At 72.3% G+C, this 23760-nt stretch carries 15 protein-coding genes; 5 read left to right on the forward strand and 10 right to left on the reverse strand.

The window, feature by feature from the left end; genetic code table 11:
• Positions 1-40: 40 nt before the first annotated feature.
• The 5 genes from ABRP24_RS14490 to manA all read right to left on the reverse strand — a co-directional run bounded on the left by ABRP24_RS14490 (position 41) and on the right by manA (position 7205).
• The gene (locus ABRP24_RS14490; protein WP_349848924.1) at positions 41-1444 is read right to left on the reverse strand and encodes a DUF5719 family protein; all 1404 of its coding nucleotides are present in this window, start codon (positions 1442-1444) and stop codon (positions 41-43) included.
• Positions 1441-4278, reverse strand: coding sequence for a glycosyltransferase (locus ABRP24_RS14495; protein ID WP_349848926.1), 2838 nt, complete (start codon positions 4276-4278; stop codon positions 1441-1443). The genes ABRP24_RS14490 and ABRP24_RS14495 overlap by 4 nt, the downstream gene beginning before the upstream one ends.
• Before the next feature lie 178 nt (positions 4279-4456).
• Complete coding sequence (locus ABRP24_RS14500; RefSeq protein ID WP_081827389.1) at positions 4457-4789, reverse strand: WhiB family transcriptional regulator; 333 nt, start codon at positions 4787-4789, stop codon at positions 4457-4459.
• 188 nt (positions 4790-4977) lie between these two features.
• Complete coding sequence (galE, locus tag ABRP24_RS14505; RefSeq protein ID WP_027466495.1) at positions 4978-5940, reverse strand: UDP-glucose 4-epimerase GalE; 963 nt, start codon at positions 5938-5940, stop codon at positions 4978-4980.
• A gap of 56 nt (positions 5941-5996) precedes the next feature.
• Complete coding sequence (manA, locus tag ABRP24_RS14510) at positions 5997-7205, reverse strand: mannose-6-phosphate isomerase, class I (protein ID WP_349848928.1); 1209 nt, start codon at positions 7203-7205, stop codon at positions 5997-5999.
• A 45-nt stretch (positions 7206-7250) separates the two neighbouring features.
• Between manA and ABRP24_RS14515 the strand changes: the two genes are divergently transcribed.
• Positions 7251-9395 (forward strand): acyltransferase family protein, encoded by a 2145-nt coding sequence (locus tag ABRP24_RS14515; protein WP_083404086.1) that lies wholly within the window; start codon positions 7251-7253, stop codon positions 9393-9395.
• Complete coding sequence (locus ABRP24_RS14520; protein ID WP_349848931.1) at positions 9392-10792, forward strand: O-antigen ligase family protein; 1401 nt, start codon at positions 9392-9394, stop codon at positions 10790-10792. The genes ABRP24_RS14515 and ABRP24_RS14520 overlap by 4 nt, the downstream gene beginning before the upstream one ends.
• A 37-nt stretch (positions 10793-10829) precedes the next feature.
• Here the strand turns inward: ABRP24_RS14520 and ABRP24_RS14525 are convergent, their stop codons facing one another.
• Complete coding sequence (locus ABRP24_RS14525; protein ID WP_349848933.1) at positions 10830-12197, reverse strand: hypothetical protein; 1368 nt, start codon at positions 12195-12197, stop codon at positions 10830-10832.
• Positions 12198-12287: 90 nt separating this feature from the next.
• On the opposite strand from ABRP24_RS14525, the gene ABRP24_RS14530 reads away from it, so the two are divergent.
• Both ABRP24_RS14530 and ABRP24_RS14535 read left to right on the forward strand, forming a co-directional pair.
• Positions 12288-13589 (forward strand): O-antigen ligase, encoded by a 1302-nt coding sequence (locus ABRP24_RS14530; RefSeq protein WP_081827387.1) that lies wholly within the window; start codon positions 12288-12290, stop codon positions 13587-13589.
• 120 nt (positions 13590-13709) lie between these two features.
• Entirely contained in the window at positions 13710-15572 is a 1863-nt protein-coding gene (locus tag ABRP24_RS14535; protein WP_349848935.1) for a hypothetical protein, read from the forward strand.
• A 108-nt stretch (positions 15573-15680) separates the two neighbouring features.
• Here the strand turns inward: ABRP24_RS14535 and ABRP24_RS14540 are convergent, their stop codons facing one another.
• Together ABRP24_RS14540 and ABRP24_RS14545 are read right to left on the reverse strand one after the other, a co-directional pair.
• Entirely contained in the window at positions 15681-16427 is a 747-nt protein-coding gene (locus ABRP24_RS14540; RefSeq protein WP_349848937.1) for a polyprenol monophosphomannose synthase, read from the reverse strand.
• Positions 16424-19078 carry a glycosyltransferase gene (locus ABRP24_RS14545; protein WP_371836758.1) on the reverse strand — a complete coding sequence of 885 codons (2655 nt, stop codon included), beginning with the start codon at positions 19076-19078 and terminating at the stop codon, positions 16424-16426. Before ABRP24_RS14545 ends, ABRP24_RS14540 begins: the two co-directional genes overlap by 4 nt.
• Between ABRP24_RS14545 and ABRP24_RS14550 the strand changes: the two genes are divergently transcribed.
• Positions 19056-20375, forward strand: a complete 1320-nt coding sequence (locus tag ABRP24_RS14550) for a glycosyltransferase (RefSeq protein WP_175474949.1) — start codon at positions 19056-19058, stop codon at positions 20373-20375. The two genes, ABRP24_RS14545 and ABRP24_RS14550, sit on opposite strands and share 23 nt — an antisense overlap.
• A 170-nt stretch (positions 20376-20545) precedes the next feature.
• On the opposite strand, the gene ABRP24_RS14555 is transcribed toward ABRP24_RS14550, so the two are convergent.
• Together ABRP24_RS14555 and ABRP24_RS14560 are read right to left on the reverse strand one after the other, a co-directional pair.
• Positions 20546-23059, reverse strand: a complete 2514-nt coding sequence (locus ABRP24_RS14555; protein WP_051596918.1) for a hypothetical protein — start codon at positions 23057-23059, stop codon at positions 20546-20548.
• Entirely contained in the window at positions 23059-23631 is a 573-nt protein-coding gene (locus ABRP24_RS14560) for a hypothetical protein (protein ID WP_111056083.1), read from the reverse strand. Before ABRP24_RS14560 ends, ABRP24_RS14555 begins: the two co-directional genes overlap by 1 nt.
• Between the last annotated feature and the right edge of the window lie 129 nt (positions 23632-23760).

Here is a 23760-nt window from a genome sequence, read left to right on the forward strand (position 1 = left end):
GGTCCGCCGACGACGTCCGTCGACGCGCGTCCGCCGGACGTCAGGGGTAGACGCGGACCGGGGTCGACACCGCGGTGGCCGGACGGATCGGGAACCCGGCGATCCCGTCGTCCCCGAGGTAGCTGACGCCGGCGACGACGCCGTCGGCACCGGTGAGCGTGAGCTGCTTCGCGGTCTGGACCGACAGGGTCTCGGTCGCTCCCGACGGCACCTCGACCCGACGCTGCTCGTCGCCCGAGCGGATCGTCACGGTGCGGTCCGATCGGGTCGGGTTGACGAGGTTCAGCCGTGCGCCGTCGCCCGGGGCGATCGAGGTGATCGCCCGCTCGCCGAGCGGCTCCGCCGACGCGAACCAGCCGAGGTCGGTGCCGTCCCCGTCGGTCGGGGTCGTCGTGCGGGCCCCGGCGACGATCGGGACGGTCGAGGTGATGGTGAACGAGTACCGGCCGTCCGGGAAGTCGTCGAGCGGGACGTCGGTGACGACGCCGGGTTCGGCGGTGGCGTTGACGGTCGTGCCGCCGCCGTCCGCCGTCGTGATGCCGAGGGTGACGCGTGCGGACCGCTCGCCGGGGACGAACAGCCGGACGACCGGTGCGGCGTCCGCGGTGTCGCTGCCGCGCTGGGCCGCCTTGGCGTTCGCGAGGGCGACCGCGGGGATCACCTGCGAACGCGTGGGCGCGGCGCCGCCGGAGACGATGTCGTAGCCGCCCGGCGTGAGCGTCCGGACGACGGTCTCCTGCATGTGTGCCACGATCTGGCCGCCGGATGAGGTGACGTGCACGACGGTCGAGGCCGCGTCGGAGACGAAGCCCGAGAGCGGGACGACCTTCTGCGTGTTCGGCGCCACGACGATCCCGGTGGTGCCCGGCGCGCTGACGGTGCCGTTGCTGTCGAAGATCGCCAGGTCGACGGTGGCGTTCACGTCGGTCGGGTTCGACAGCGTGACGAGGCTGGTGCGCCCGGTCTCCGTCGAACCGCCGACGAGCCAGGTGGACTGGCTCGGGTCGTCGCACGAGGCGGCACCGGCGCCGACGAGGTCGCCGTTCGAGACGCTCTGGAAGCTGCTGCCCGCGACCTGCGGCGTGGTCTCCCCCGCCGGGGCCGTCAGCAGCCGGGGGTCGCTGCCGCCGGTGGTCGAGGCGTCGAGCTCGGACCGGTCGACCGTCGAGCCCGTGGTCGCGGTGGCGACGGTGGCGGTGCCGACCGTGCTCGCCTGGGTCGCGTCGTTGCCGGCGTCGTCGGACAGGCGCAGGGCGCTGCCGGCGCAGACGCGCTCGGCAGCGGCCGGGATCGGTGTGACCGTGCGCCCGGCCGGACGCCCGGGCTCGGAGTCGGTGCCGTAGGCGTGCGCCGCGGTGACGGCGCCGGCGGCGACGACGACGGCGACCGCCGTGGCGGTGCCGCGGACGACCCACCGGCGGACGGAGGCGGGGGTGCGGCTCATTCGTCTCGCTCCTCGTCGAAGGTGGTGGCGGGTTCCTCGGCCTCGATGACGTTCGAGGTGGCACGGCGGCGGCGCGGTGCCGTCGGGACCGCGAGCAGGGCTGCGGCGCCGAAGACCACGCCGAGCACGACGAGGTACAGCACGTGGGTGGCCTGGGTCGCGGCGGAGCCGGAGCGGGTGCGGTCGACCTCGCCGTCGTAGTGGAACAGCTGCCCGTTGGTGGTCTCGCCGATGCTCGTGAAGAGCGCGTTCTGCCCGATGGCGCCCGCGGCCCGGTCGTGCACCGTCTGCGCCTCGGGGTCGTCGTCGGCGTCATCGATGAGCACGAAGCTCACGCCGAGCTCGCGGAGCGCCGGCCGCGGGTCGTACCCGCTGCGGCTCGCCAGGTTGCCGGCGAGCGTGGTGAGGCGTGCGCCGGACTCGCTCAGCCGGAGTGCGGTGGCGTCGAGCGTCGACTGGTCGTCGAGGGTGGAACCCTGCCCGCGCTCGAGCGTGACCGCGAGCGATCCGTCGTCCTGCGGGACGACCACGAGCGTGCCGACGTCCGGGTTCGCCTGGGCCTCGGCGTTCACGTAGGCGCTGAGCACCCGGCCCGTGGTCGGCTCGATCGTGGCCGTGCCGAGGTAGAACGCTGCGAAGGCCGGCGCCACGGCGACCCCGGCGAGCACGGTCGCGACGAGCCCGGTGACCGGGGCGGCCTTGGGCAGCACGTCGATGCCGATGCAGGCCGCGACCACGAGGGCGAGCCAGTACACGGACAGACCGCTGCCGGGCCAGACGATGGTGGTGGTCGAGCCGACACCGGTGACGGTGACGTGGGTGGCGGCGAAGGCCGTCGCGAAGCCGAGGAGCGCGATGACGAGCGCCGAGCCGGCGACCGCCCAGCGGTGTCCGAGCATCGCCCCGATCGCGGCGACGGCCACGGGGAGCGCGAGGACGGCCATCACGATCGGCAGGGCCGCGGCGACCAGTCCGAGCCCGGAGGTGGCCGGGAGCCAGCCGGTCCAGTCCGGCAGGGGCTGCCCGATGGCCAGCTGGAGCGCGGACGGCGCCCGGGTCGCGGACGGCACACCGGGGTCGGCGAACACGGCGAGCAGGTTGCCCCGTGCCGCCTGCGCCAGGATCAGCGGCAGGAACAGCACCGCGGTCGGCACCGGGATGAACACGCGACGGTGTGCCCGGCGCCAGCCGACCAGGAGCGCCACGAGCCAACCGATCAGCAGGACCGGCAACAGCGACGGCGCCGAGGCGGCGACGACGGCGAACAGGAGCGATGCGCCGGAGGCCCACGCCCACGAGCGGTGCGCCTCGAGCACGGCGACGAACAGCCACGGCAGGACCAGGTGCGCGATCACGGCGCCGAGGTGCCCGGTGGTCACCGCGCCGACGAGCGACGGGGCGATCGCGTAGAGCGACGCACCGATGACCGGGACCCACGTGCGGGTCGTGACCTTGCGCACTGCGAACCAGGCGCCCAGGGCGGACAGCGGGAACGCGACGAGCATGACGAGCACGACCGCGGTGGACGGCGACCAGAAGACGATCGAGCCGAGCACGGCGAGCACCGCGGCGAAGGGGTCGGACGGGCCGGTGAAGCCCGTGCCGAGCGAGTGGAAGCCGTACCCGACGTTCTGCCAGAGCTGTCCCGGGGTCGCGGAGAGCGGCAGGAGTCCCCCGCCGGTCAGGGCCGGCGACCCGAGCAGCGGGTAGAGCGTCACGACGCTGAGGACCGCGGCGGCCAGGACCACCCAGATGCCGCCGTCGCTCAGGAACGACGCCCGCGCGATCGGGGCGTCCTCGACCCGGGCGAGTTCGACGTCGCGCGAGGTGGTGCGGTGTTCGTGCACCCGCCGCCAGCTCACGCGGAGCGGCTCGACGGCTGCCCACCCGAGCTTCTTGGTGCGGGCCAGGTTCTTGCGCGCGCGCCCGGTGCCACCGCCGAACGCGACGGCGAACGCGGCGGAGAGTTCGGGGACCACGGCGGCGGGGTGCTTCGCGACGAGGTGTCCGAGCGCGCGGCCGATCGCGAACGGCACGAGCGTGAGCCAGTGCAGCCAGACCAGCGCGGCCGGCGCGTAGGTCATCCGGCGGTGCAGCTGCGCCTGCCGGTGCATCCGGACGCGCCGCGCCTCGGACACACGCTTGCGACCGAACTCCTCGATCGGTCCGGCGCTGGTGACCTTGGCCTCCGGCACGAGGGCGACGCGGTGTCCGGCGAGACGGACCCGCACCGAGAAGTCGAGGGCCGCGTCGACGTCCGGCAGCGCCGGGTCGAAGCCGCCGAGTTCGTTCCAGACCGAGCGGCGCACCAGCATGCCGCCAGCGGCGACGGCGAGCACGTCGGTGTTGCGGTCGTGCTGGCCCTGGTCGAGCTCGTCCTGCACCAGCACGATCGACCGGCCGAAACGGGTCATGCTCTCGCCGAAGGCACGGATGAGCGAGGGGTCGTCATCGGCGACGAGCTTCGGACCGGCGACGACGACGGACGGTGCGATCTCGACGGCGGACAGCAGCTCGGCGAGCGCGGTCGGTGCCGGCGCGTTGTCGTGGCCGAGGATCCACAGCCACTCGTCGACCGGCTCGTCGGTCGCTGCGGGCGGCGCGCTGCGCTCGCCCTGTCGGACGGCGTCGCCGAACGCCCTGCCCGCGGGGAGACGGACGAGCTGCGCGGACCCACCGAAGGACAGTTCGGCGGTCGATCCGTCGGTCGTGCCGACGTCGACGACCACCAGGTTCTCGGGGTGGCGGGTCTGGGCGGCGAGCGCGTCCAGGGTCCGGTCGAGGTGGGCCGCCCCGTTGGCGGCGACGAGGATCGCGGTGACTCTGGGCTGCATGACGGGCGTCACTCTACGGTCTGGAGGCGCGGTGTCGGCTGCGCACGGCGGCGCGCCGTGAACCTGTGGGCGCGCTCACTGCACGGTGCGGGACGGGCGGAGGTGGTCGCCTTCCGGCGCCTTCGTCGCAGGCTCCTCAGGGGCGCAGTCGCACGGCGCTGGCGCGCCGTGAACGCTCCTACGCCCGCTTCCGCAGCTTGCGGCGTTCGCGCTCGGAGAGGCCGCCCCAGATGCCGAAGCGTTCGTCGTTCTCGAGCGCGTACTCGAGGCACTGCGCCCGGACCTCGCACGAGGTGCAGATCTTCTTCGCCTCGCGCGTGGAGCCGCCCTTCTCGGGGAAGAACGCCTCGGGGTCGGTCTGCGCGCAGAGCGAGTCGACCTGCCAGGCGAGCGGGTTCTCCTCGTCGTCGGTCTCCGGACGTCGGACACCCGGGACGCCGAGCGCCACGGGATCGACGTGCCAGTCCTCCGGAACTCCGGCGTGGAACTCGGAACCGTTCACCCTGATCACCCCTGCCGCCTCGACAACGAACCCCAACTCTTGCGGCCGTTGCCTGTAATTACAGCGGTGTCATTCGCCTGAGTCAAGTCGCGGATCATAGAAGCCACTGACCGCTCCAGCGTGTCATGTCCCCCGTTTGGGCGTGTCGCACCGCACAGGTGGGCCTTCCGGGGGACAACTGACGCGTCCTCAGGCGCTCAGGAGGCGCTGCGACGGGCCTCCCACGCGCTCGACACCATCTCGTCCAGGGAGTGCCGCATCGCCCACTCGAGGTCACGGGCGGCGGCCTCGCCGGTCGCGACGATGCGGGCCGGGTCGCCGGGGCGCCGCGGTGCGATCTCGGGGTCGAAGGCGATCCCGGTGCCCGCCGCCATGGCGTCCATGATCTGCCGGACGCTGACGCCGTCGCCGCTGCCGAGGTTGTAGGCACGCTCGAGCGGCTCCCCCGCCTCGAGCTTCTGCGCGGCCACCGCGTGCGAGTGCGCCAGGTCGGCCACGTGCACGTAGTCACGCACGCAGGTGCCGTCCGGGGTGGCGTAGTCGTCGCCGTTGATCCGCGGGGTCCGGCCGGCGAGCAGCGCGTCGAAGACCAGCGGGAACAGGTTGTGCGGGCTGGCGTCGTACAGGTCGGGCTCCCCCGAACCGACGACGTTGAAGTACCGCAGCGACGTGGTGGTGAAGCCCGCGGCGACCTCCATGTCGCGCAGCAGCCACTCGCCGATGAGCTTCGACTCGCCGTAGGGCGACTCCGGGTTCTTCGGGGTGGACTCGACCACGGTCTCGACGTCCGGGGTGCCGTAGACCGCCGCGCTCGACGAGAACACCGCCTTGGTGACGCCGGTCTCGGCCATCGCACGCAGCAGGGTGGCCATGCCGGTGACGTTCTGCTCGTAGGTGTGCAGCGGACGCTCGACCGAGACGCCGGCGTACTTGAACCCCGCGACGTGGACCACGCCGGTGACCTCGTGCTCGCGCAGGGTGCGTGCGACGAGCTCGCCGTCGAGGATCGTGCCCTCGACGAACGGCACGTCGTCCGGGACGAACGCGCGGAAGCCGCTCGAGAGGTCGTCGAACGCGACCGTGTCGATGCCGGCCGAGCGCAGTGCTCGGACGACGTGGGACCCGATGTACCCGGCACCGCCGGTGACCAGCCAACTCATGCTCGCCACGCTAGCGGACGTCGGCGACGCCCCGGTCGCGGCGCCGGTGTCGCGCCCTAGGCGCCGGTGGCGATGAACACGGTGGACGTGATGCCGTCCGACGAGTCCGCCTCGACCGTCACGTCGCCCTCGTCCGGCGTGACGAAGCACGACTCGCCCTTGCGGAGCAGGGTGGCGGACTTCGCGCCGACGAGCGTGACGACGCCCTCGGTGCAGACGGCGATCGACGGGCCGACCAGCGGGGCGACGCCGCCGGTGCTCAGTCCCGCGGGGCGACCGTCGCCGTCCACCCGCAGCAGCGCGAACCCGACGCCGTCCGGCGCGAACCGGTCGACGCCCGGGGCGATGCGCTCCGGCTCGAGGACCGGGGCCGGGTACGCGGTGAAGTCGAGCACCCGCAGGAGCTCCGGTACGTCGACGTGCTTCGGCGTGAGCCCGCCGCGCAGCACGTTGTCCGACGGCGCCATCAGCTCGATACCGAGCCCGTCGAGGTAGGCGTGGATGTTGCCGGCGGGCAGGTACATGGCCTGCCTAGCGGCGAGCGTCACCCGGTGCATGAGCAGGGAGACGACGATGCCGGGGTCACCGGGCCAGCTGGTCGCCAGGTCGCGGACGGTCGCGGTGTTCGGGGTGAGCAGGTCGTCGTCGAGCGAGACGGCCAGGTCGCTCGCGGCCTGCACCACGGCGAGCGCCGACTCGTCGGCGGTCTCGAGCCAGCGGACGGTGTCCTCGAGCCCGTGCAGCAGGTGCACCTCGAGCGGACCGAGCCGTCCGGTGCCGGCGTCGAGCACGCGCACCTCGGCCAGGGTCTCCTCGACGGGGCGGAAGCCGCTCAGCGCCTCGAACCGCTCGCTCAGCGCGACGACGAGCTCGGGCTTCGGGAACGGGTCCTTGTAGTTGCGGGCCGGGTCGTCGAGCGGGATCCCCTCGCGCTCCTCGCGGGCGAACCCTTCCTCCGCCTGCTCCGGGGTCGGGTGCGCCTGCAGCGAGAGCGGTGCCGCCGCCGCGAGCACCTTGAGCAGGAAGGGCAGGTCGGTGCGGTCCGGACCCAGTGCGGTCTCCGGCTCGTCGGCGATCCAGTCACGGAGCGTGTCGGCCCCGCCGACCATGGCCGGGTTGACGACGACACTGGGGCTGCCGGCGTGGGCGCCGAGCCAGAGCTCCGCCTGCGGGGCACCCGTGACGGTACGGCCGAGGAGCTCCGGGATCGCGGTGACCGAGCCCCAGGCGTAGTCGCGGGGGGTGTTCGTGATGCCGAGGAACATGGGCCAGAGCCTACCGGCGCGGCGCGCGACACTAGAATCTCCGCGATGTCTGCAAGCACGGTCGAACCGCCGACCCGAGGATCCCTCCGCACCTCTTCGCCCCGGTCGACCGACCCGACCCGGTGGGACATCCAGGGGCTCCGCGCGTTCGCGGTCCTGGCGGTCGTGCTCTACCACCTCTGGCCGGCACGTCTGCCCGGCGGGTTCGTCGGCGTCGACGTGTTCTTCGTCATCTCGGGTTTCCTCATCACCGGACACCTGCTCCGCGAGCTCACCGCCACCGGCCGGATCGGACTCGCCGGGTTCTGGGCGCGCCGGGCGAAACGGCTGCTGCCCGGGGCGTTCATCACCATCGTCGCGACCGGTTCCGCCGTCCTGCTGTGGGTGCCGAGCGCGCTCTGGGGGCAGTACGGACGCGAGCTCATCGCGTCGACGGTGTACGTGCAGAACTGGCAGCTGGCAGCCGACTCGGTCGACTACCTGGCGCAGGGCAACCGGCCGTCGCCGTTCCAGCACTTCTGGTCGCTGTCGGTCGAGGAGCAGTTCTACATCGCCCTCCCGCTCCTCCTGCTCGCCGCACTGTGGGCCGCTCGCCGCATGCGCCGATCGGGTGCCGACCCGGTCACCGTCACCCGGGTGCTCCTGGGGGCCGTGGTCGTGCTGTCGCTCGCGTGGAGCATCATCCAGACGCAGACGGCCCCGGGTGTCGCGTACTTCTCGACGGCGACCAGGGCGTGGGAGTTCGCGCTCGGCGGCCTTGCCGCGACCCTCCCCCTGACGGCACCGCGGACGACGCCGGCGCGGTCGGTGCGCATCGTCGGCGCGTGGCTCGGCGCAGCCGGGCTGGTGGTGTCGTTGTTCGCCATCACCGCGTCGACGCCGTTCCCGGGCATCGCCGCGGCCCTGCCCGTCGTGTCAGCCACGCTCGTCGTGCTGTTCGGTGGGCACTCCGGCCTGCAGCGCGTCGGCCGGTCCACCCCGGTCGCGTTCCTCGGCCGGATCTCGTACGCGGTCTACCTCTGGCACTGGCCCGCGGTCGTCCTGCTGCCGATCGTGCTCCGCCACGACCTCACGACGAAGGACCGGCTCGCGATCCTGGTCGGCTCGGTCGTGGTCGCCGCCGTGACGACGCTCGGCATCGAGGAACCCCTGCGGTTCTCCGCGCGGGTGCGGTCGCTCCGCCCGCGGCGGGTCGCGCTGTACGGCGTCGTCAGCACCGCCCTCGTCGTGGCGCTCGGTGCCGCGTCGCTCACCGCCCTGCACGTGCAGCAGGTCCAGGCGGCCGAGTTCCAGGAGCGCCTGAGCACCGGTGACGTCCGGTGCTTCGGAGCGGCGGCACTGATCTCGTCGTCCGATCCCTGCGTCAACCCGGCGCTCGCGGCGGTCCGCGTCCCCGCTCCCGCGAACGCCCTGGAGGACGACTCGAACCGGCCCGCGTGCTGGTCGAACGACTCGAGCGCGTTCAACGTCTGCGCGCTCGGCCCGAAGTCCGGCTACACGAAGCACCTCATCGCGATCGGCGACTCGCACAACAACGTCTTCGTGGACACGTACGAGAAGATCGCCGAGGCACGCAACTGGCGCATCGACGTCGCCGGGCACCAGAGCTGCTACCTCACCACGGCGGTGCAGAGCGCTGGCTCGCAGAAGCAGGTCGACGACTGCAACGCCTGGAAGCAGAACGCGATGGCGTACCTCCGCTCCCACCGGGACCTCGACGGTGTGATCGTGACGCACTCGACCGGCAACGGGCCGGTCGAGCCGGCGGCCGGCGAGTCCGAGGAGGACGCCGTCGTCGGCGGCCTGGTGCAGGCGTGGCAGGCCGCGGCCGACGTCGGGATCCCGATCGTGGCGCTGCGCGACAACCCGGGCGCGCGACCGGACATCGTGGCCTGCGTGGGGCAGATGTCCGGACCGACCACCGACGAGTGCGACTCCAGCCGTTCGGTCGGGTTCACCCTGTTCGACGGCTCCGAGCAGGCGGTCGCCCGGATGCCGGACAAGGCGCGCCTGATCGACCTGTCGCGCTACTACTGCACCGACACGATCTGCCCGGCGGTCATCGGCGGCGTGCTCGTGCACCGTGACCGGACCCACCTGACGAACACCTTCGCGGTGACCCTGGCCCCGTACCTCGGCGACGAGATCGCCGGCGCACTCGACACGTTCGGCGGCGACGGTCGTCGATGAGCACGTACCCTGACGTCGTGACGAACACCTGGCCGCTGTCCCGCGGGACCGTCCCCGAGCGCGAGGCGTTCTCCTTCGGGGCAACCCTGCTGTTCGTGCTCTTCGCCGGGGACGCCGTCCCCAACACGCTCACGTGGGTGGGCGGGGCGGTCCTCTGGGCGCTCGTCGCCGCGTGGGGTGTCTCGATCCTGGTCCGGGCGCGTCCGCCGATCGTCCGGACGCCCTGGGCGCTCTGGTTCTTCCTGGGCTGGTGCCTGGTGTCGGTGGCGTGGTCGCACTGGCGTCTCGCGACGCTCGCCAGCATCACCGCGCAGGTGATCTGCGTCGCGGCGGCCTTCGCCGTCGCGTCCACCCTCACCTGGCGCCGGATCCTGGACGCGCTGAGCCTCGCCATGCGCTGGGTGCTGCTGGTCTCGCTGCTGTTCGAGGCGTTCGTGGCCGTGGTCGTGCGCCACCCGATCGTGCCGGTCTGGACCGACTACGGCGACCGGGACATCCCGGACGCGTTCTACTTCTCGCGGGCCGAGCTCCTGACCGGCGGACGCATCCAGGGTCTGCCCGGCAACGCGAACCTGCTCGCCATGGTGGCCCTGCTCGTCGCCATCGCCGTCGCCGTGCAGTTCGCCGAGGGGCGCATCCGGCGGAACCGTGCCGTCGGCTGGCTGGTCCTGGCCGCCCTGGTGCTCGCCCTCACGCGGTCGTCCACCGTGCTCGTCGCGGCGCTCGTCGTCGTGGTCGTCCTCGTCGTCGCGCTGTGGATCCGGAGCGTCCCGACCGAGCGGCGGACCCCCAGGTACCTGGTCGTCCTGCTCGGCGCCGCGGTGGTCGCCGTGGTCTCGTCAGCGGCGAGCGGAGCCGTCTCGGAGCTGCTCGGCAAGGGTGCCGACGCGACGGGCCGCGGGCAGATCTGGGACCGCGTCCTCGGCCTGGTCGATCAGCACCCGGTGCTCGGGTGGGGCTGGATCGGCTACTGGTGGCCGAGCATCCCGACGCTGGCCGACCTGGCGCACCGGAAGGGTGTGACCTACCTGCAGGCCCACGACGCGTACCTGGACGTGTGGATGCAGACGGGGTTGATCGGGCTGGTGCTGTTCGCCGTGTACGTCCTGACCACCCTGAACCGCTCGTGGTCGTCGGCGACCCGCATCGGGTACGGGGCGACGCAGGTCCCACGGCCGTTCGACCCGGTGTCCCTGCTGCCGCTGCTCGTCGTCGTCGCACTGCTCGTGCAGTCCGTCGCCGAGTCCCGGTTGCTCTACCAGGGCAACTGGGTGCTGTTCGCCCTCATCGCGATCAAGACGCGCATCGTCCTGGTCGGCGAGGAACCCCACTCCACGGGCGACGGCCCACGCACACCGGCCGCACGACGCGAGTTCCGGCTGCCGACCGGGCGCTGACCGCCTCCCCGGACACGGATCGAGCACACCGGGGCCGTCAGCGCTCGAGCAGTCGCGCGCACGGCACCCGTGCAAGCCACGGTGCCTTCCGGACGGCGACCGCACCCGTCGGGTCCCCGTCGCACGCCGCGACCGCCGCCGGGATCTGTGTCGCCCAGACCGGACCATCGCTCCGGCGGGTCGGGCCCGGCCCGACGTTGCCCAGCGTGGCGACGACCACCACCGCGACGACGCACCAGCCGGTCAGGAGACGGACGAACCGGGTCGGCGACGAGCCCGAGGCCTTCCGCCTCGGCTGCTCCCCCAGCAGGACGCTCGCCGCGACGACTGCGCCGGCGAGCAGCAGCAGGCCGGACGCAGCGGCGTAGCGCAGCGGCGGGACGGCCGCGAGGGCCGCGGTCGGCGCCGCCCAGGGCTGCGCCTCGCCGCCGTTGGCGTACAGCGCCGCCCACCACAGGCCGCCGGACGCCACGGCGAGCGCCACGATCACCCACCGGGCTCGCCACTGCGCGACCACGACGGCGGCGACGAGCACGGCGGTCAGGAGCAGGACGGGGACGACCACGACGCCCCAGCCGTGCGTCACCACGGAGCGGACGGCGGCTCCGACGTCGGGGTTCCAGATCCCGGCGACCGGCTGCAGCACCCAGCCGGCGATCACGTCGGCGATCGTCGGCGAGCCCGCGGTGCGCGAACGGTGGTCGGTGGCCGCCGTCACGATCTGTGCGACGCCTCCGGTCAGGGCGACCACCGTGACCGGGACGGCGCGGGGCCACGCCCGGGCTCCGGACGGATCCCGTGGCGGCCACCACGCGAGTCCGAGGAGCGGGAGGAACAGCACCGCCTGCAGCTCGGAGAGGACGACGAGGCCGGTCAGGACGGCGACGACGGCGGAGCCCCACCAGGTCCGTGCCCGGTACGCGAGCAGCCACGGCACCGCGAACAGCAGGAACCAGTGGAGGTTCGCGGCGTTCCCGGCGATCTCGAACGGGGCGAGGGGCAGCAGGGCGGGCACCGCGGCGAGCAGCGCACGGAGCGGCCACTGCGGCACGACCTCGCGGGACAGCACGAACACGGTCGCCGCCACCGCCCCGACGACCAGGCAGGCGCCGACCGACAGCGCCCGGGCGTACTCCTCGACGGGCAACGACCATGCGACGTCGACGAGGACCCGCGGCACGAGGTGCAGGTACCCGGCGTACGGGTGCAGGAGGGAGTCGACCGGGCCGAGGGCGAGGCGTTCCCGGAGGAACACACCGCCGTCCTCCGCCCACACGGTCCCCCGGGTCGCCGGACCGAGGCGCCACCACGTGAGCGCGGCCACGACCACGCCGACCACGAGTGCGGCGCCGACCGCGCCGAGGGCGTGGAACGGGCGGGGGATCGTGCTCGCGGGGCGCTGCATCGTCGGACGACGCTAGCCGGTTCATCACGGATCAGCGATATCGACGCTCCGCGATGCCCGGCTCCGAGGCGCGTGCGCCAAGATGGTCGGGTGACGGACGGACGGTTGACGAAGCGTGTGCTCGCGCGCCGCTACCTCTCCGCGTGGGTCGGGTTCTCCGCCGGTGGACGGTTCAGCCAGGCGCTCGCGACGGTCATCGTCCTGTTCGCCTTCGGTCAGCCGACGGTCGAGGCGCTCGTCGGACGCGCCGGGGTCTGGGCCGTGCTCGTCGCCCTCGTCGTCCTCGCCGGGCTCAGCCTGCTCGGCCAGCGCTACCGGATCGAGTGGCACGGGGTCCTCCCGCTGTCGCTCCTGGCCCTCGTCGGCTACTGCGCCCTGAGCGTGCTCTGGAGCGAGTACTCGTGGGTCGCCCTGCGGGGGCTCGTCAGCACCGTCTGCTTCATCGGCCTCGGCCTGTACCTGGCGCTCGGCCGCGACCTGGTGCAGCTCATCCGGGCGTCCGGCGACGCCTTCCGCATCCTGCTCGTCGCCGCGCTCGGCCTCGAGGTCCTGTCCGGGCTCGTCCTCGACCTGCCGATCCCCGCGTTCGGGATCCAGGGCACCATCGCCTACGGCGGCCCGATCCAGGGCATCGGTGGCACCCGCAACTTCATGGGGTTCATCGCGGCGATGGCCCTCGTCACCTTCGTCGTCGAGTTCCTCACCCGCTCGGTGACCACCTGGCGGGCGATCGGGTCCGTCGCCCTCGCCGTGATCGCGCTGATGCTGGTGCAGTCCCCCATCACCGGTCTGGCGATGATCGCCCTCGCGGTCACCGCCCTCGCACTGTGGTCGCTGCGGCACGCCCGCCCGACGACACGGCCCGTGGTCAACGGGGTCCTGGGCGGGACGGTGCTGCTCATGGTCGCCGTCGCCGTGCTCGCCCGGCACCGGGTCCTCGCCGAGATCGGCGCAGCGGGCGGTACCGCGACACGGCTCGACCTGTGGTCGCAGATCAGAGTGTTCATCGGCCAGTACCCGATCCAGGGCTGGGGCTGGGTGGGGACCTGGCCCCGGGAGGCAGTCGTCCCGTACGTCACCTTCATCGACCCCGCCGGGCACCGGTTCACGTCCGGGCTGAACGCGTTCATCGACGCGTGGCTGCAGATCGGTCTCGCCGGCACGATCATCCTCGGGCTGACGGCCGTGCTCGCGTTCGCACGCGCGTGGGTGACGGCGACGACGTTCCCCGGCGTCGCCTACGTGTGGCCGGCCGCCGTCCTGGTGCTCCTCGCGGTCACCAGCACGGCGGAGAGCTACCTGCTGCACGGCGCGGGCCTGATGGTCTTCGTGGCCGTCCTCGTCATCGCGGCACGACGTCGGTCGTGGCGTCGGCACCTGCCACGCACCTGATCGCCGAGCCGTGTGCCGACGGACACACCACCGCGCCGTCGAACGCGCTCCCGTCACCGGGTGCCCCTAGACTGCCCGGGACCGTCAGGGGGACGGTCCTCGTCGTCAAGGAAGCACCACATGCGCCTGCACCGCCGCCTCGCTCTCGTCCTGACCACCGCGCTCGTCGCCACCGGCGTCGCCGTCGTCGCACCCGCGACCGCGGCCGACGCCGCAGCTCCGGCGACCGGTCGCTACACGCCGATCGACACGACGCGCGTGTGGTCGGGCGCGCTCGGCACGACGCCGAAGGCCGTGAAGATCGCCGGTTCGGCCGGGGTGCCGACGAACGCGACCGCCGTCGTCGTCAACGTCGAGGTCGCGAAGCCGACGGCCGCCGGCTACGTGCGGGTGACGCCGGCCGGCAAGGACGCCACCGTGGCCACCCAGGACTTCGCGGCCGGCCAGACGATCGCGAACCTCGTGACCGTCCGCCTGGTGAACGGGTCGATCCAGGCGAAGCTCTCAGCGGGCACCGCGAGCGGGTACTTCGACGTCGCCGGCTACTACGCCGACGGCGCCGGAGCGACGTACGCCCCGCTGGACGCCGCCCGCGTGTTCAGCGGCCCGGTCGGCACCAACCCCGTCCCCGTGCCGCTCGCCGGCCGCGGCGGGATCCCCGCCGACGCCACGGCCGTCGCCGTCAACGTCGAGGTCAGTGGGCCGACGACGGCGGGCTACGTCCGGGTGACGCCCGCCGGGCAGGACCCGCAGGTCGTCACGCAGCTGTACTCGGCCGGGCAGTCGCTGTCGAACCTCGCCATCGTGAAGCTCGTCGGCGGTGCGGCGCAGGTGAAGCTCTCGAAGGGATCGGGGACCGTCTTCATGGACGTCGCCGGGTACTACTCGAACGCGTCGACCGGTTCGGTGTTCGTGCCGATCGACACCACGCGCGCCTTCGCCGGAGCCGTGTCGACGACCGCGGGCACCGTCCGGCTCTCCGGCGTGGCCGGGGTCCCGGGCACCGCGACCGCCGTCGTCGCCAACGCCGAGGTCACGAAGCCCACGACGGCCGGGTACCTGCGCCTCACGCCGGCCGGACAGGACCCCCAGGTGGCGACGCAGCTGTTCGACGCCGGACGGCCCGTCGCGAACCTCGTGATGGCCAAGGTCACCGGGTCGAGCGTCGACCGCCGGGTGCAGGCCAAGGTCTCGCGCGGCTCGGCGCAGCTCCACCTCGACGTCGCCGGGTACTTCCTGGACGGCTCGAGCGGGACCGGCTTCGGCGCCGACGTCTCGTGGCCGCAGGGCGGTTCGCCGTCGGACTACCCCGTGGGCCAGGCGTTCGGGATCGTCGGTGTGAACGGTTCGCTGCCGAACCAGGACAACCCCTCGCTCGCCCCGCAGCTCACGTGGGCAGCCGGGTCCACGAACGGGACGTCGCAGCCGGCGACACAGCTCTACGTGCTCGCCGCGAACCCCGGAAAGGCCGCGTCGGTCTGGCCGCGGACGAACCGCGACCCGGGTGGCACGACGGTCACGAACCCGTACGGCACCTGCACCGGCGGCTACGACCAGGCGTGTTCCTTCATGTACGGCTACACCCGAGCGTACGAGGACACCCACACCCGTGGGGTCCCCAACCCGTCCTCCCACCGCTGGTGGATCGACGTCGAGACGGGGCTGTCCTGGCTGACGGCCGCCGATGCGAAGGACCACCAGACGCAGAACCGCGCGGACATCGAGGGCATGGTCGCCGCCCTGCGGGCCGCCGGGGTGTCCACCGTCGGCATCTACTCCACCGGGTACCAGTTCTCGCAGATCGTCGGCACCGTGCCGACGTCGTCGCCCCTGCGCGGACTGCCGAGCTGGCTCGCCGTCGGCGAGGACGGGGTGGCGGCCGCGCAGAAGGCGTGCTCCGGTGCCGGGCTGACCGCCGGCAGCCAGGTCCGGATGGTGCAGTACGTGGTCGACGACCAGGACCGCGACGTCACCTGCGTCTGAGCCGCGACGAGCGCCGGACCGGAGGCGCGGTGCCCGCCCGCACCGCGCCTCCTGCCCGGCGATGTGCCAGGACACCGCCGTCGTGCGGCGGGCGGATCAGCCGTACCGTCAGGCGCGCGGCCGGCGCCGGAAGCGGCGCTGGAGTCCCCACCGGGTGACGCGGACCATGGCCTCGACGACGACCGAACGGCTCATCTTCGAGACCCCGTGCACACGATCGCGGAACCGGATCGGCACCTCGACGATCCGTCTGCCCAGGTCGTCGACCCGCAGGGTCATGTCGATCTGGAAGCAGTAACCCTTCGAGTCCACCGTGTCGAGGTCGATGCGCGCGAGCGACTCGGCCCGGTAGGCGCGGAAGCCCGCCGTGACGTCCCGCACGGCGACGCCGAGCAGGATCCGGGCGTAGGTGTTCGCGCTCCGGCTCAGCGCCTGCCGCGACAGCGGCCAGTCCACCACCGACCCGCCCGGGACCCAGCGCGACCCGATCGCGAGGGCGACCGACTCGTCGTCGCGAACGGCGTCGAGCAACGCCGGCAGCCGGTCGGCGGGGTGCGAGCCGTCGGCGTCCATCTCGACGAGCAGCGGGTACTCGCGTTCGAGTCCCCACCGGAACCCGGCGACGTAGGCGGTGCCCAGGCCGAGCTTGCCGCTGCGCTCGACCAGGTGCACCCGCGGGTCCGTCGACGCGATGTCGCGGACCACCCCGGCCGTGCCGTCGGGGCTGCCGTCGTCGACCACCAGGACGTGCGCCGTCGGCACCGCCCGGAGCACGGCGGCCGTGACCGCACGGACGTTCTCGGCCTCGTCGTACGTCGGGACGACGACGAGGGCCGAGGCTGGTGCCGGCGTCACCGGTTCGTCAGGCGCCGCTTGATCTTGCCCGCGACGCTGCGCGGACCCTCGGTGCGGAAGTAGTGCACAGCACGGCCGACGTCGTAGCGGACGCCCGACAGCGGCTTGCGCTCGGGCACGCGCACGCGCATCTGGTGCGGTTCGACGGCCGAGACGGTGTCGCGCACCGACTTGTCCGCCGCGCGGACGGGGTTCCGGCAGAACTCGACGAGCGGTGCGAGGACGTTCTCCCACGTGAACTGCTCGCGGATGCGGTCGACGTTGCCGATGAACTCGGCGCGGGCCTTCTTGTCGAAGAGCGCGGTCTCCAGCGCGTCGGCGAGGCCGTCGATGTCCTGCTCGTGCACGGCGATCCCGAGCTTCTCGGCAGCGACCAGGTCACCGAAGGAGTCGCCGGCGGTCGTCACGATCGGCAGACGGGCCCACAGGTAGTCGAGGATCCGGGTGCGGAACGAGAACGTCGTCTCGAGGTGCTCGTAGTGCGTCGAGACACCGGCGTCGGCCTCGAGCAGGTACGCACCGCGCTCCTCGTACGGGATCCAGGCGTCGTTGAAGAAGACGTTCGTGCCCGTGAGTCCGAGGGCGTCGGCCTCGGCACGCACCTTGGCGACGATGTCCATCTCGGGCACGTCCGGGTTCGGGTGCTGCACGCCCATGAAGAACAGCTTGACGTTCGGCTTCCGCTCGGCGAGCCGGCCGATCGAGCGCACGAGCGTGATCGGGTCGAACCAGTCGTAGATCCCGCCACCCCACACGACGAGCTTGTCGGTCTTGCCGATGCCCGGCACCACGCCCTTGACCCGCTGCTGGTCGTGCACGGGCGGCGTCGAGGAGAGGCCGAACGGCACGACGCCGATGAGCGAGCGCAGGTCGGGATCGCGGGAGTACGTCCGGGCGTTCACCCGCCCGGACCCGGCGAGCTGGCCGAGCCAGAACATCCGCTGCCGTTCCGAGGCGCAGATGAAGTAGTCGCCGAGCTCGAGCTGGTGGTTCAGCGTGTCCGAGGCGTCGAGGATCTGACGGTTCCACTGGTCGACGTCGTCGCTGCGGCCCTGCTCGAGCTGCTCGAGGTGCAACGGGTCGTAGACGTCGACGACGAGGATCTTGCGCGTGGACTCGAGCACCGGGAACAGCCGGAGCGCGTGGCCCTGGACGATGATGACGTCCGCCCACGCCTCGTGCTCGACCATCTGCCGCGGGTGACGGTGCGGCACGGTGACGACGTCGTACGACGGGTCGATCTGCGACGAGCGCGTGAGGCTGATCACACGCACGTCGTGCTCGTTCGCGAGCTGCTTCGCCATCTGGGTGGCGCGGATCGCCGGTCCGGCCATCTTCTCGCCGATCGAGTCGCCGGTGATGATGAGGACGCGACGACGGGTCCCGACCTCGAGCACGCCGAGCGAGTGCACGATCTTGTCGTAGCCGGCCAGGTAGTTCTCGATCGGGTACGCGGGCTCGTCACGGTTGCCGAACAGGCGCAGGAGCTCGCGGTCACTGCGGACACGGCTCGCCTGGATCGCGCGGCGCGACTCGGTCATCGAGGGCAGCTGCTCGACGAACTGGTCGACGCCGTAGATGCCCGCCATGCTCGTCTTCGGCACCGGGATGGTCGGGACGCTGTCGTCGCCCGGGTTGCGGAGGTCGAGCTCGGTGGAGTCGAGTTCACCGCGGCCGACGGCCCGGCGGACGGCCAGCGCGAGCGATCCCGGCAGTGCCGCCGCGAGCTGCTCGTCACCGAGGTTCTTGTACAGGGTGAAGAGCGCGTTCCGCTCGAGCAGGTACGTCTCGCGGAAGTCGCCGAACTTGTTCATCGACGCGTGGTGCTTGTGGAACGCGACCGACTTCGGCTGGTAGCGGAAGCGCCACCCGAGCAGGTTGAGGCGCCATCCCAGGTCGACGTCCTCGTAGAACATGAAGTAGCGGTCGTCGAACCCGCCGAGCTGCTCGAACAGCTCCGCACGGATGAACATCGCCGCACCCGTACCGAACAGCACGTCGGTCTCGGATTCCCAGCGGCCGGTGTCCGGCGACCCGGCGAAGGGCTTGTAGCCCATGCCGTACCAGGTCATCGCGGCCTCGGTGAAGTCGACGTTGACGCCTTCCCAGTCGAGGACCTTCGACGCCACGGCACCGATGTCCGCGCCGGCGGCGAAGGTCGCCATCGCCTCGCGCACCCAGCCGGTGTCCGGACGGGCGTCGTTGTTCAGGAACGCCACGATCTCGCCGGAGGAGTGCTCGACGCCGAGGTTGCAGCCGCCCGTGAACCCGAGGTTGGCACCGGAGTCGACGAACGTGAAGTCGAGGTCGGAGGCCTTGAGCCGTCCGACGTGCTCGGGGCCGGAGCCGTTGTCCACGACGATGACCTCGAGCCGGTCCTGCGGCCAGTCCTGCTTGCGGAGCTCGGCGATGCTCGTCAGTGTGTCGTCCGTGCCCTTGTAGTTCACGAGAACGACGGACACGACTCCTGGCTTGCGCTCTGTCACGGCGAGTTCCTCCAGCTGCAGCCGCGGGCGCGGCACGGGTCGGTGATCCGGCCGTCGAGGATGCCCGACGGCCGACAACACCCTACAAGGCGCAGCACGGCGCTCGGCGGAGGTCGTGCCCGGGTCGGGCACAATGGGCACCGTGACGCACCACTCGATCCCCACGGCCCCCGCCCCGTCCCCGCTCGCCGCCGAGTACGACGCGATCGCTCGTGGCGACCACGCGACGGGCAGCAGGGGGACGATCCGCTTCGCGGTGTCGACGGACGACACCACCGAGGGCAAGGGCGACCTGTTCGTCGCGCTCGGTCTCGCCCGGGCGCTGCGTGCCCACGGCTGGGGCGTGGACCTGTGGCCGATCCGCCGCTGGACCGAGGACGTCCCCGACGACACCACCGTGCTCGTCAGCATGATCGAGTCGTTCGTCCCCGGACTCGTGCCGTCCCGGACCGCCACGGTGGCGTGGGTGCGCAACTGGACGGCACAGTGGGCATCGTCGCCCTCCCTCGCCGAGTTCGACGCCGTGTGGGCGTCGTCCTCGATCGCCCGCGACGCCCTGTCCGAGGTGGTCGACGTCCCCGTCGAGGTGGTCCCGATCGGCGTCGACCTCGACCTGTTCCGGCCCGACGTGGACGGGACGCCCGGCCCGCGGACCGGACGCACGGTCACCACCGTCAACTTCTGGGGTGCCAGGCGCGGCGTGCAGGACGTGCTGCAGCAGGTGGCGCCGGCCGAGCCCGTCGTCTGGTTCGCCGCCAACGTGGAGCACGTCGATGCCGCCCCGGGCGTGGAGCTCCGGCCGGCGGTGTCGTACTTCGCCCTGCCCGAGGTCTACCGGGCCGCCGCGTTCGTCGTCGACGACGTCATCGCGCCGGCCGCCGAGTTCGGCACCCTCAACTCACGGCTGTACGAGTCGCTCGCGTGCGGCGCGCTGCCGGTGACGAACTGCGCGCTCGGTCTCGACGAGCTCGGCCTGACCGACGTCCCGGTCTTCACCGATGCCGCCTCGCTCGAGCGCGCGATCGCGATGCCTGCCGACGAGCGCGACGAACGCGCCGAACGGCTCCGGAACGTGGTCGTGGAACGCCACTCGTACGCCCGACGAGCCGAACAGGTCGCGCCGTCGCTCGACGCCGCGCTGGAGCGCGCAGCGACCCGCTCGGGCGCGCGGCACCCGCTGCTGCGGTGGGCGGCGCTGCAGCGCGAGGTCCTGCGCGCGACCGAGCAGGAGCGCGACGTGCACCGCGCCGGGGTCGACGACATCAACCGCCGGCTCATCGTGTCCGAGGAGGCGGTCGCGGTCCTGGACCGGGCCCGACAGGACGCCGAGGCCGCGCGACGGCACGCCGAGGCCGAGCGTGACGCGATCGCCACCCGGTACGACGCCCTCACCCACTCCGCCGAGTTCCGTGCCCTCGACCGGCTCGGCGGCGTGGCACGAGCCCTCCGGCGCCGCGGCTGACACCGCTGCCGCGGCTGCGTGCGCCGCGGACGTGACGACGACGGAACGGGAGGCGCGGTGCCAGCTGGCAGCTGGCACCTGGGCCGACGCCGGCCGGTTCTGGGCCGACGCGCCAGCGGCGGACGGGCCGTGCCCGGTGGGGAGCCTCCCGTTCCGTCGTCCCGGACCCGCTACGAGACCGTCACCGTCTTGGTGCCGAAGTCCTTGTAGGCCCCGCCCGGCAGCTCCTGGTACCAGATGCGCACGGTGTGCTTGCCCGGCTTGACGCCGCTGAGCGTCGTCGCCAGACCGACGTCGGAACCCCATCCCGGGTGTGCCCGCTCCACGTCGGTCCGGACCGCGTTCGCCGTGCCGGAGGCCGCGCCGACACCGTCGAGGTGGATCTTGTACCTCACCGGGGCGAACGTGTCCGGGTCGATCGCCCAGCCCTTGACGGCGACGGTCCCCCGGCCGCCCGTCGCGGCGTCGTAGGCGCCGTACACGGCTCCGGTCTTGCCGGTGGGTGCGGGGACGGCGTCCTGCACGGTCACGGACTTCGTGCCGAAGCTGACGTAGTTCCCGCCGGGCAGGTCCTGGTACCAGACCGTCACCGTGTGGGTGCCCGCCTTGACGCCGGTGAGGGTGACCGCGAGCCCGAGGTCGTCACCCCACCCGGGCTTGGCGGCGGCGATGTCCGCACGGACCGCGTTCGCGCTGCCCGCGGCGGCACCGACGCCGTCGAGGTGGATCTTGTACTTGACCGGGTCGTAGCGGTCCGGATCGATCGCCCAGCCCTTCAGGGCCACGGTGTTCGGACCGGCGGTGGCCTGCTCGAACGAGCCGGTGACGGCGCCGGTCTTGCCCGTGGTGCCGGTCGACGGCGGGGCCGCGACCGTGACGGTCTTCGTCCCGGCGCTGACGTAGGTGCCGCTCGGCAGGTCCTGCCACCAGAGGGTGACCGTGTGCTTGCCGGGGGTGAGGCCGGTGAGCGTGGTCGCCAGGCCGTGCGACGATCCCCACTTCGGGTAGGACTTCGCGACGTCGCTGCGGGCAGCGCTCGCGCTGCCGGCCGCCGCTCCGGCACCGTCGACGTGGATCTTGTACCGCACCGACGCGTACGTGTCCGGGTCGATCGCCCAGCCCTTCAGCGCGACCGAACCGATGCCGCCGGTGGCCGACTCGAACGAGCCCTTCACGGCGCCGGAGGTCCCCGTCGACGCCGTGACGGTGACGGCCTTCTGCGCCACGCGCACCCAGGTCGCGCCCGGCTTGTCCTGGGTCCAGAGCGACACCGTCCGCGATCCCGCCGCGACGTTCTGGATCGTCCTGGAGAAACCGACAGTGCTGCTGGCACCCGGGTACTTCGCGGCGATGTCGGTCCGCTGGACGTCGGCGGTCGCCGAGATCGCGCCGACACCGTCGACCTGCACCTTGTAGGCGGTCGCGGCGGACGAGTCCCGGTCGAGCGCCCACCCGCTCACCGCGATCGTGCCGGTGCCGCCGGTGACGGTCTCGAGGCTGCCCACCGGGGCCGCTGCCGGCACGGTGACGTCACCGCAGTTGAGCAGCGTGTTCGCGCCCGCGCCGACGTTGATGCCGAAGACGCAGACGGTGTGCTTGCCCGGCGTGATGCCCGTGAGCGTCGTCTGGAAGCCGTGTGCGGTGTTGCCCGAGCCGAGGCGCGAGGCCAGGTCGGTGCGGTTCGCGTCGGCCATCACCGACGCCTTGCCGACGCCGTCGACGTAGAACTGCGCCTTGATCGAGGCGGTGGTGTCCGGGTCGGCCGTCCAGCCGCGCACGGCGATGGTGCCGCCCACGTTGCCGGACTGCGAGTCGACGTGCCCGATCGGCGAGGACCCGCCCGTGGGCGATCCGAACCAGTCGGTGTACATCCGCCAGAAGTTGCGGTTGCCGTAGGCCGAGCAGGAGTCACCGGTGCCGTAGAGGTTCGACATCGCCGCCGTGTTCGGCGTGTACGGGGTGTAGATGTACAGGCCCGCGGTCGCCTGGTTCTTGATGTAGACCGTCTTGCGCCCGCACGCCGCGTTCGGGTTGTAGAGGATCGAGTTGTTGCGACCCGCCTGGTACGCCCACGACGTCGGCGACGCCTGGTAGCGCTTGAACTGCAGTGCCGCGGCGTAGACCTGCTGGCCGAAGCCGTAGTACGCCGGGTCGCACGGGGCGGTGTCCGGGCAGGCGAAGCCGGTGGCGTGCAGGTACATGTAGCTCGTCGGCGAGTTCGTCGCGACGATGCCCTGCTCCTTCTGCAGCAGGACCAGCAGCACCTTCTGGCTGATCCCGCACGCGGCACCCACCTGGGCGATGACCGTGGCTGCGGACTTGTTGCCGCCGGGGATCGCCGAGCACCGGTTCGGGACGACCCCGATGGCGCTCATGTTCTGCGTGAAGTCCTTCAGGCAGGCCGGGCCGCCCGAGGCGCGCTTGCAGTTCGGTGCGACGCTGTTGAGGAACGACTGGACGGCCGATCCGCTCATCGCGTCGCCGTCGTAGAAGTTGGCGTCGCTGATGATGTTGCCCGGGTCGAAGTTCGCGGGGACCGCGGCCGAGGCCGGTTCGGTCGTCGTCTGCTCGGACACGATCGTGCCGATGGTCAGGCCGCTCACCGCGATCGCCAGGGCGGCGGTCATGCCGAGCACCGCACGCAGGGGTCGACGGCGACCGCCACGGTCGAGGATGGAACGCATCACGGCACCTCCGCCGTCATCGGCTCGGACGTGGTCGACTTCGACCCGACCGAGTACTGCAGGGTGATGGACCACGTGCCGGTCGACACCTGGCTCGCGGGGAACGACGCCTGCGCGCAGTTCACGGACGAGGCGCTGGCCTGGGCCGTGCTCGTCGCGCTGCGGGTGACGCCGCCCTTCTTCGCCTGGAAGGTGCAGGTCCCCGAGGCGTCGGTGGTGCCGGACACCAGACCGCCCGCCTGGAGCGTCTTGCTGCCGGCGTCCCAGCCGGAGAACGTGACGACCGCCGTCGCCGGGAAGTCACCGGGGTCGACGTCGGGCTGCGGGGTCTCGCCGCTGCCCGGGAAGGCCGTCGGGACGTCGTCGTCGGACGGCTCCGCGGTCGGCTGGGTCGACTCGGGCGTCGAGGGCGTCGAGGGGGTCGCACTCGGCGACGTCGTCGGGGTCGCGCTGGCCGTCCGCGTCGCGCTGGGCGAGGGTCGGGGGTCGTCGCCGGAGGAACACCCCGCCGCGAAGAGACTGAGAGCACCGACCACCGCGAGCGCAGCGATCGACCGTGGAGCAAGCTGCATGCTTTCGGGCCGTCCTGTGGTTGTTGACAAGGGTCCGGGTTGCATCAACGGTAACCCCAAAGTGAAGGTTGAGAGTTGCTCTCGCGCACTTTGCCCCCCGCTCGGGGGCGGAGTCGCCAGGGATACCGC

Source organism: Curtobacterium sp. WHRI 8282 (assembly GCF_040223925.2).
GTDB lineage: Bacteria > Actinomycetota > Actinomycetes > Actinomycetales > Microbacteriaceae > Curtobacterium > Curtobacterium flaccumfaciens.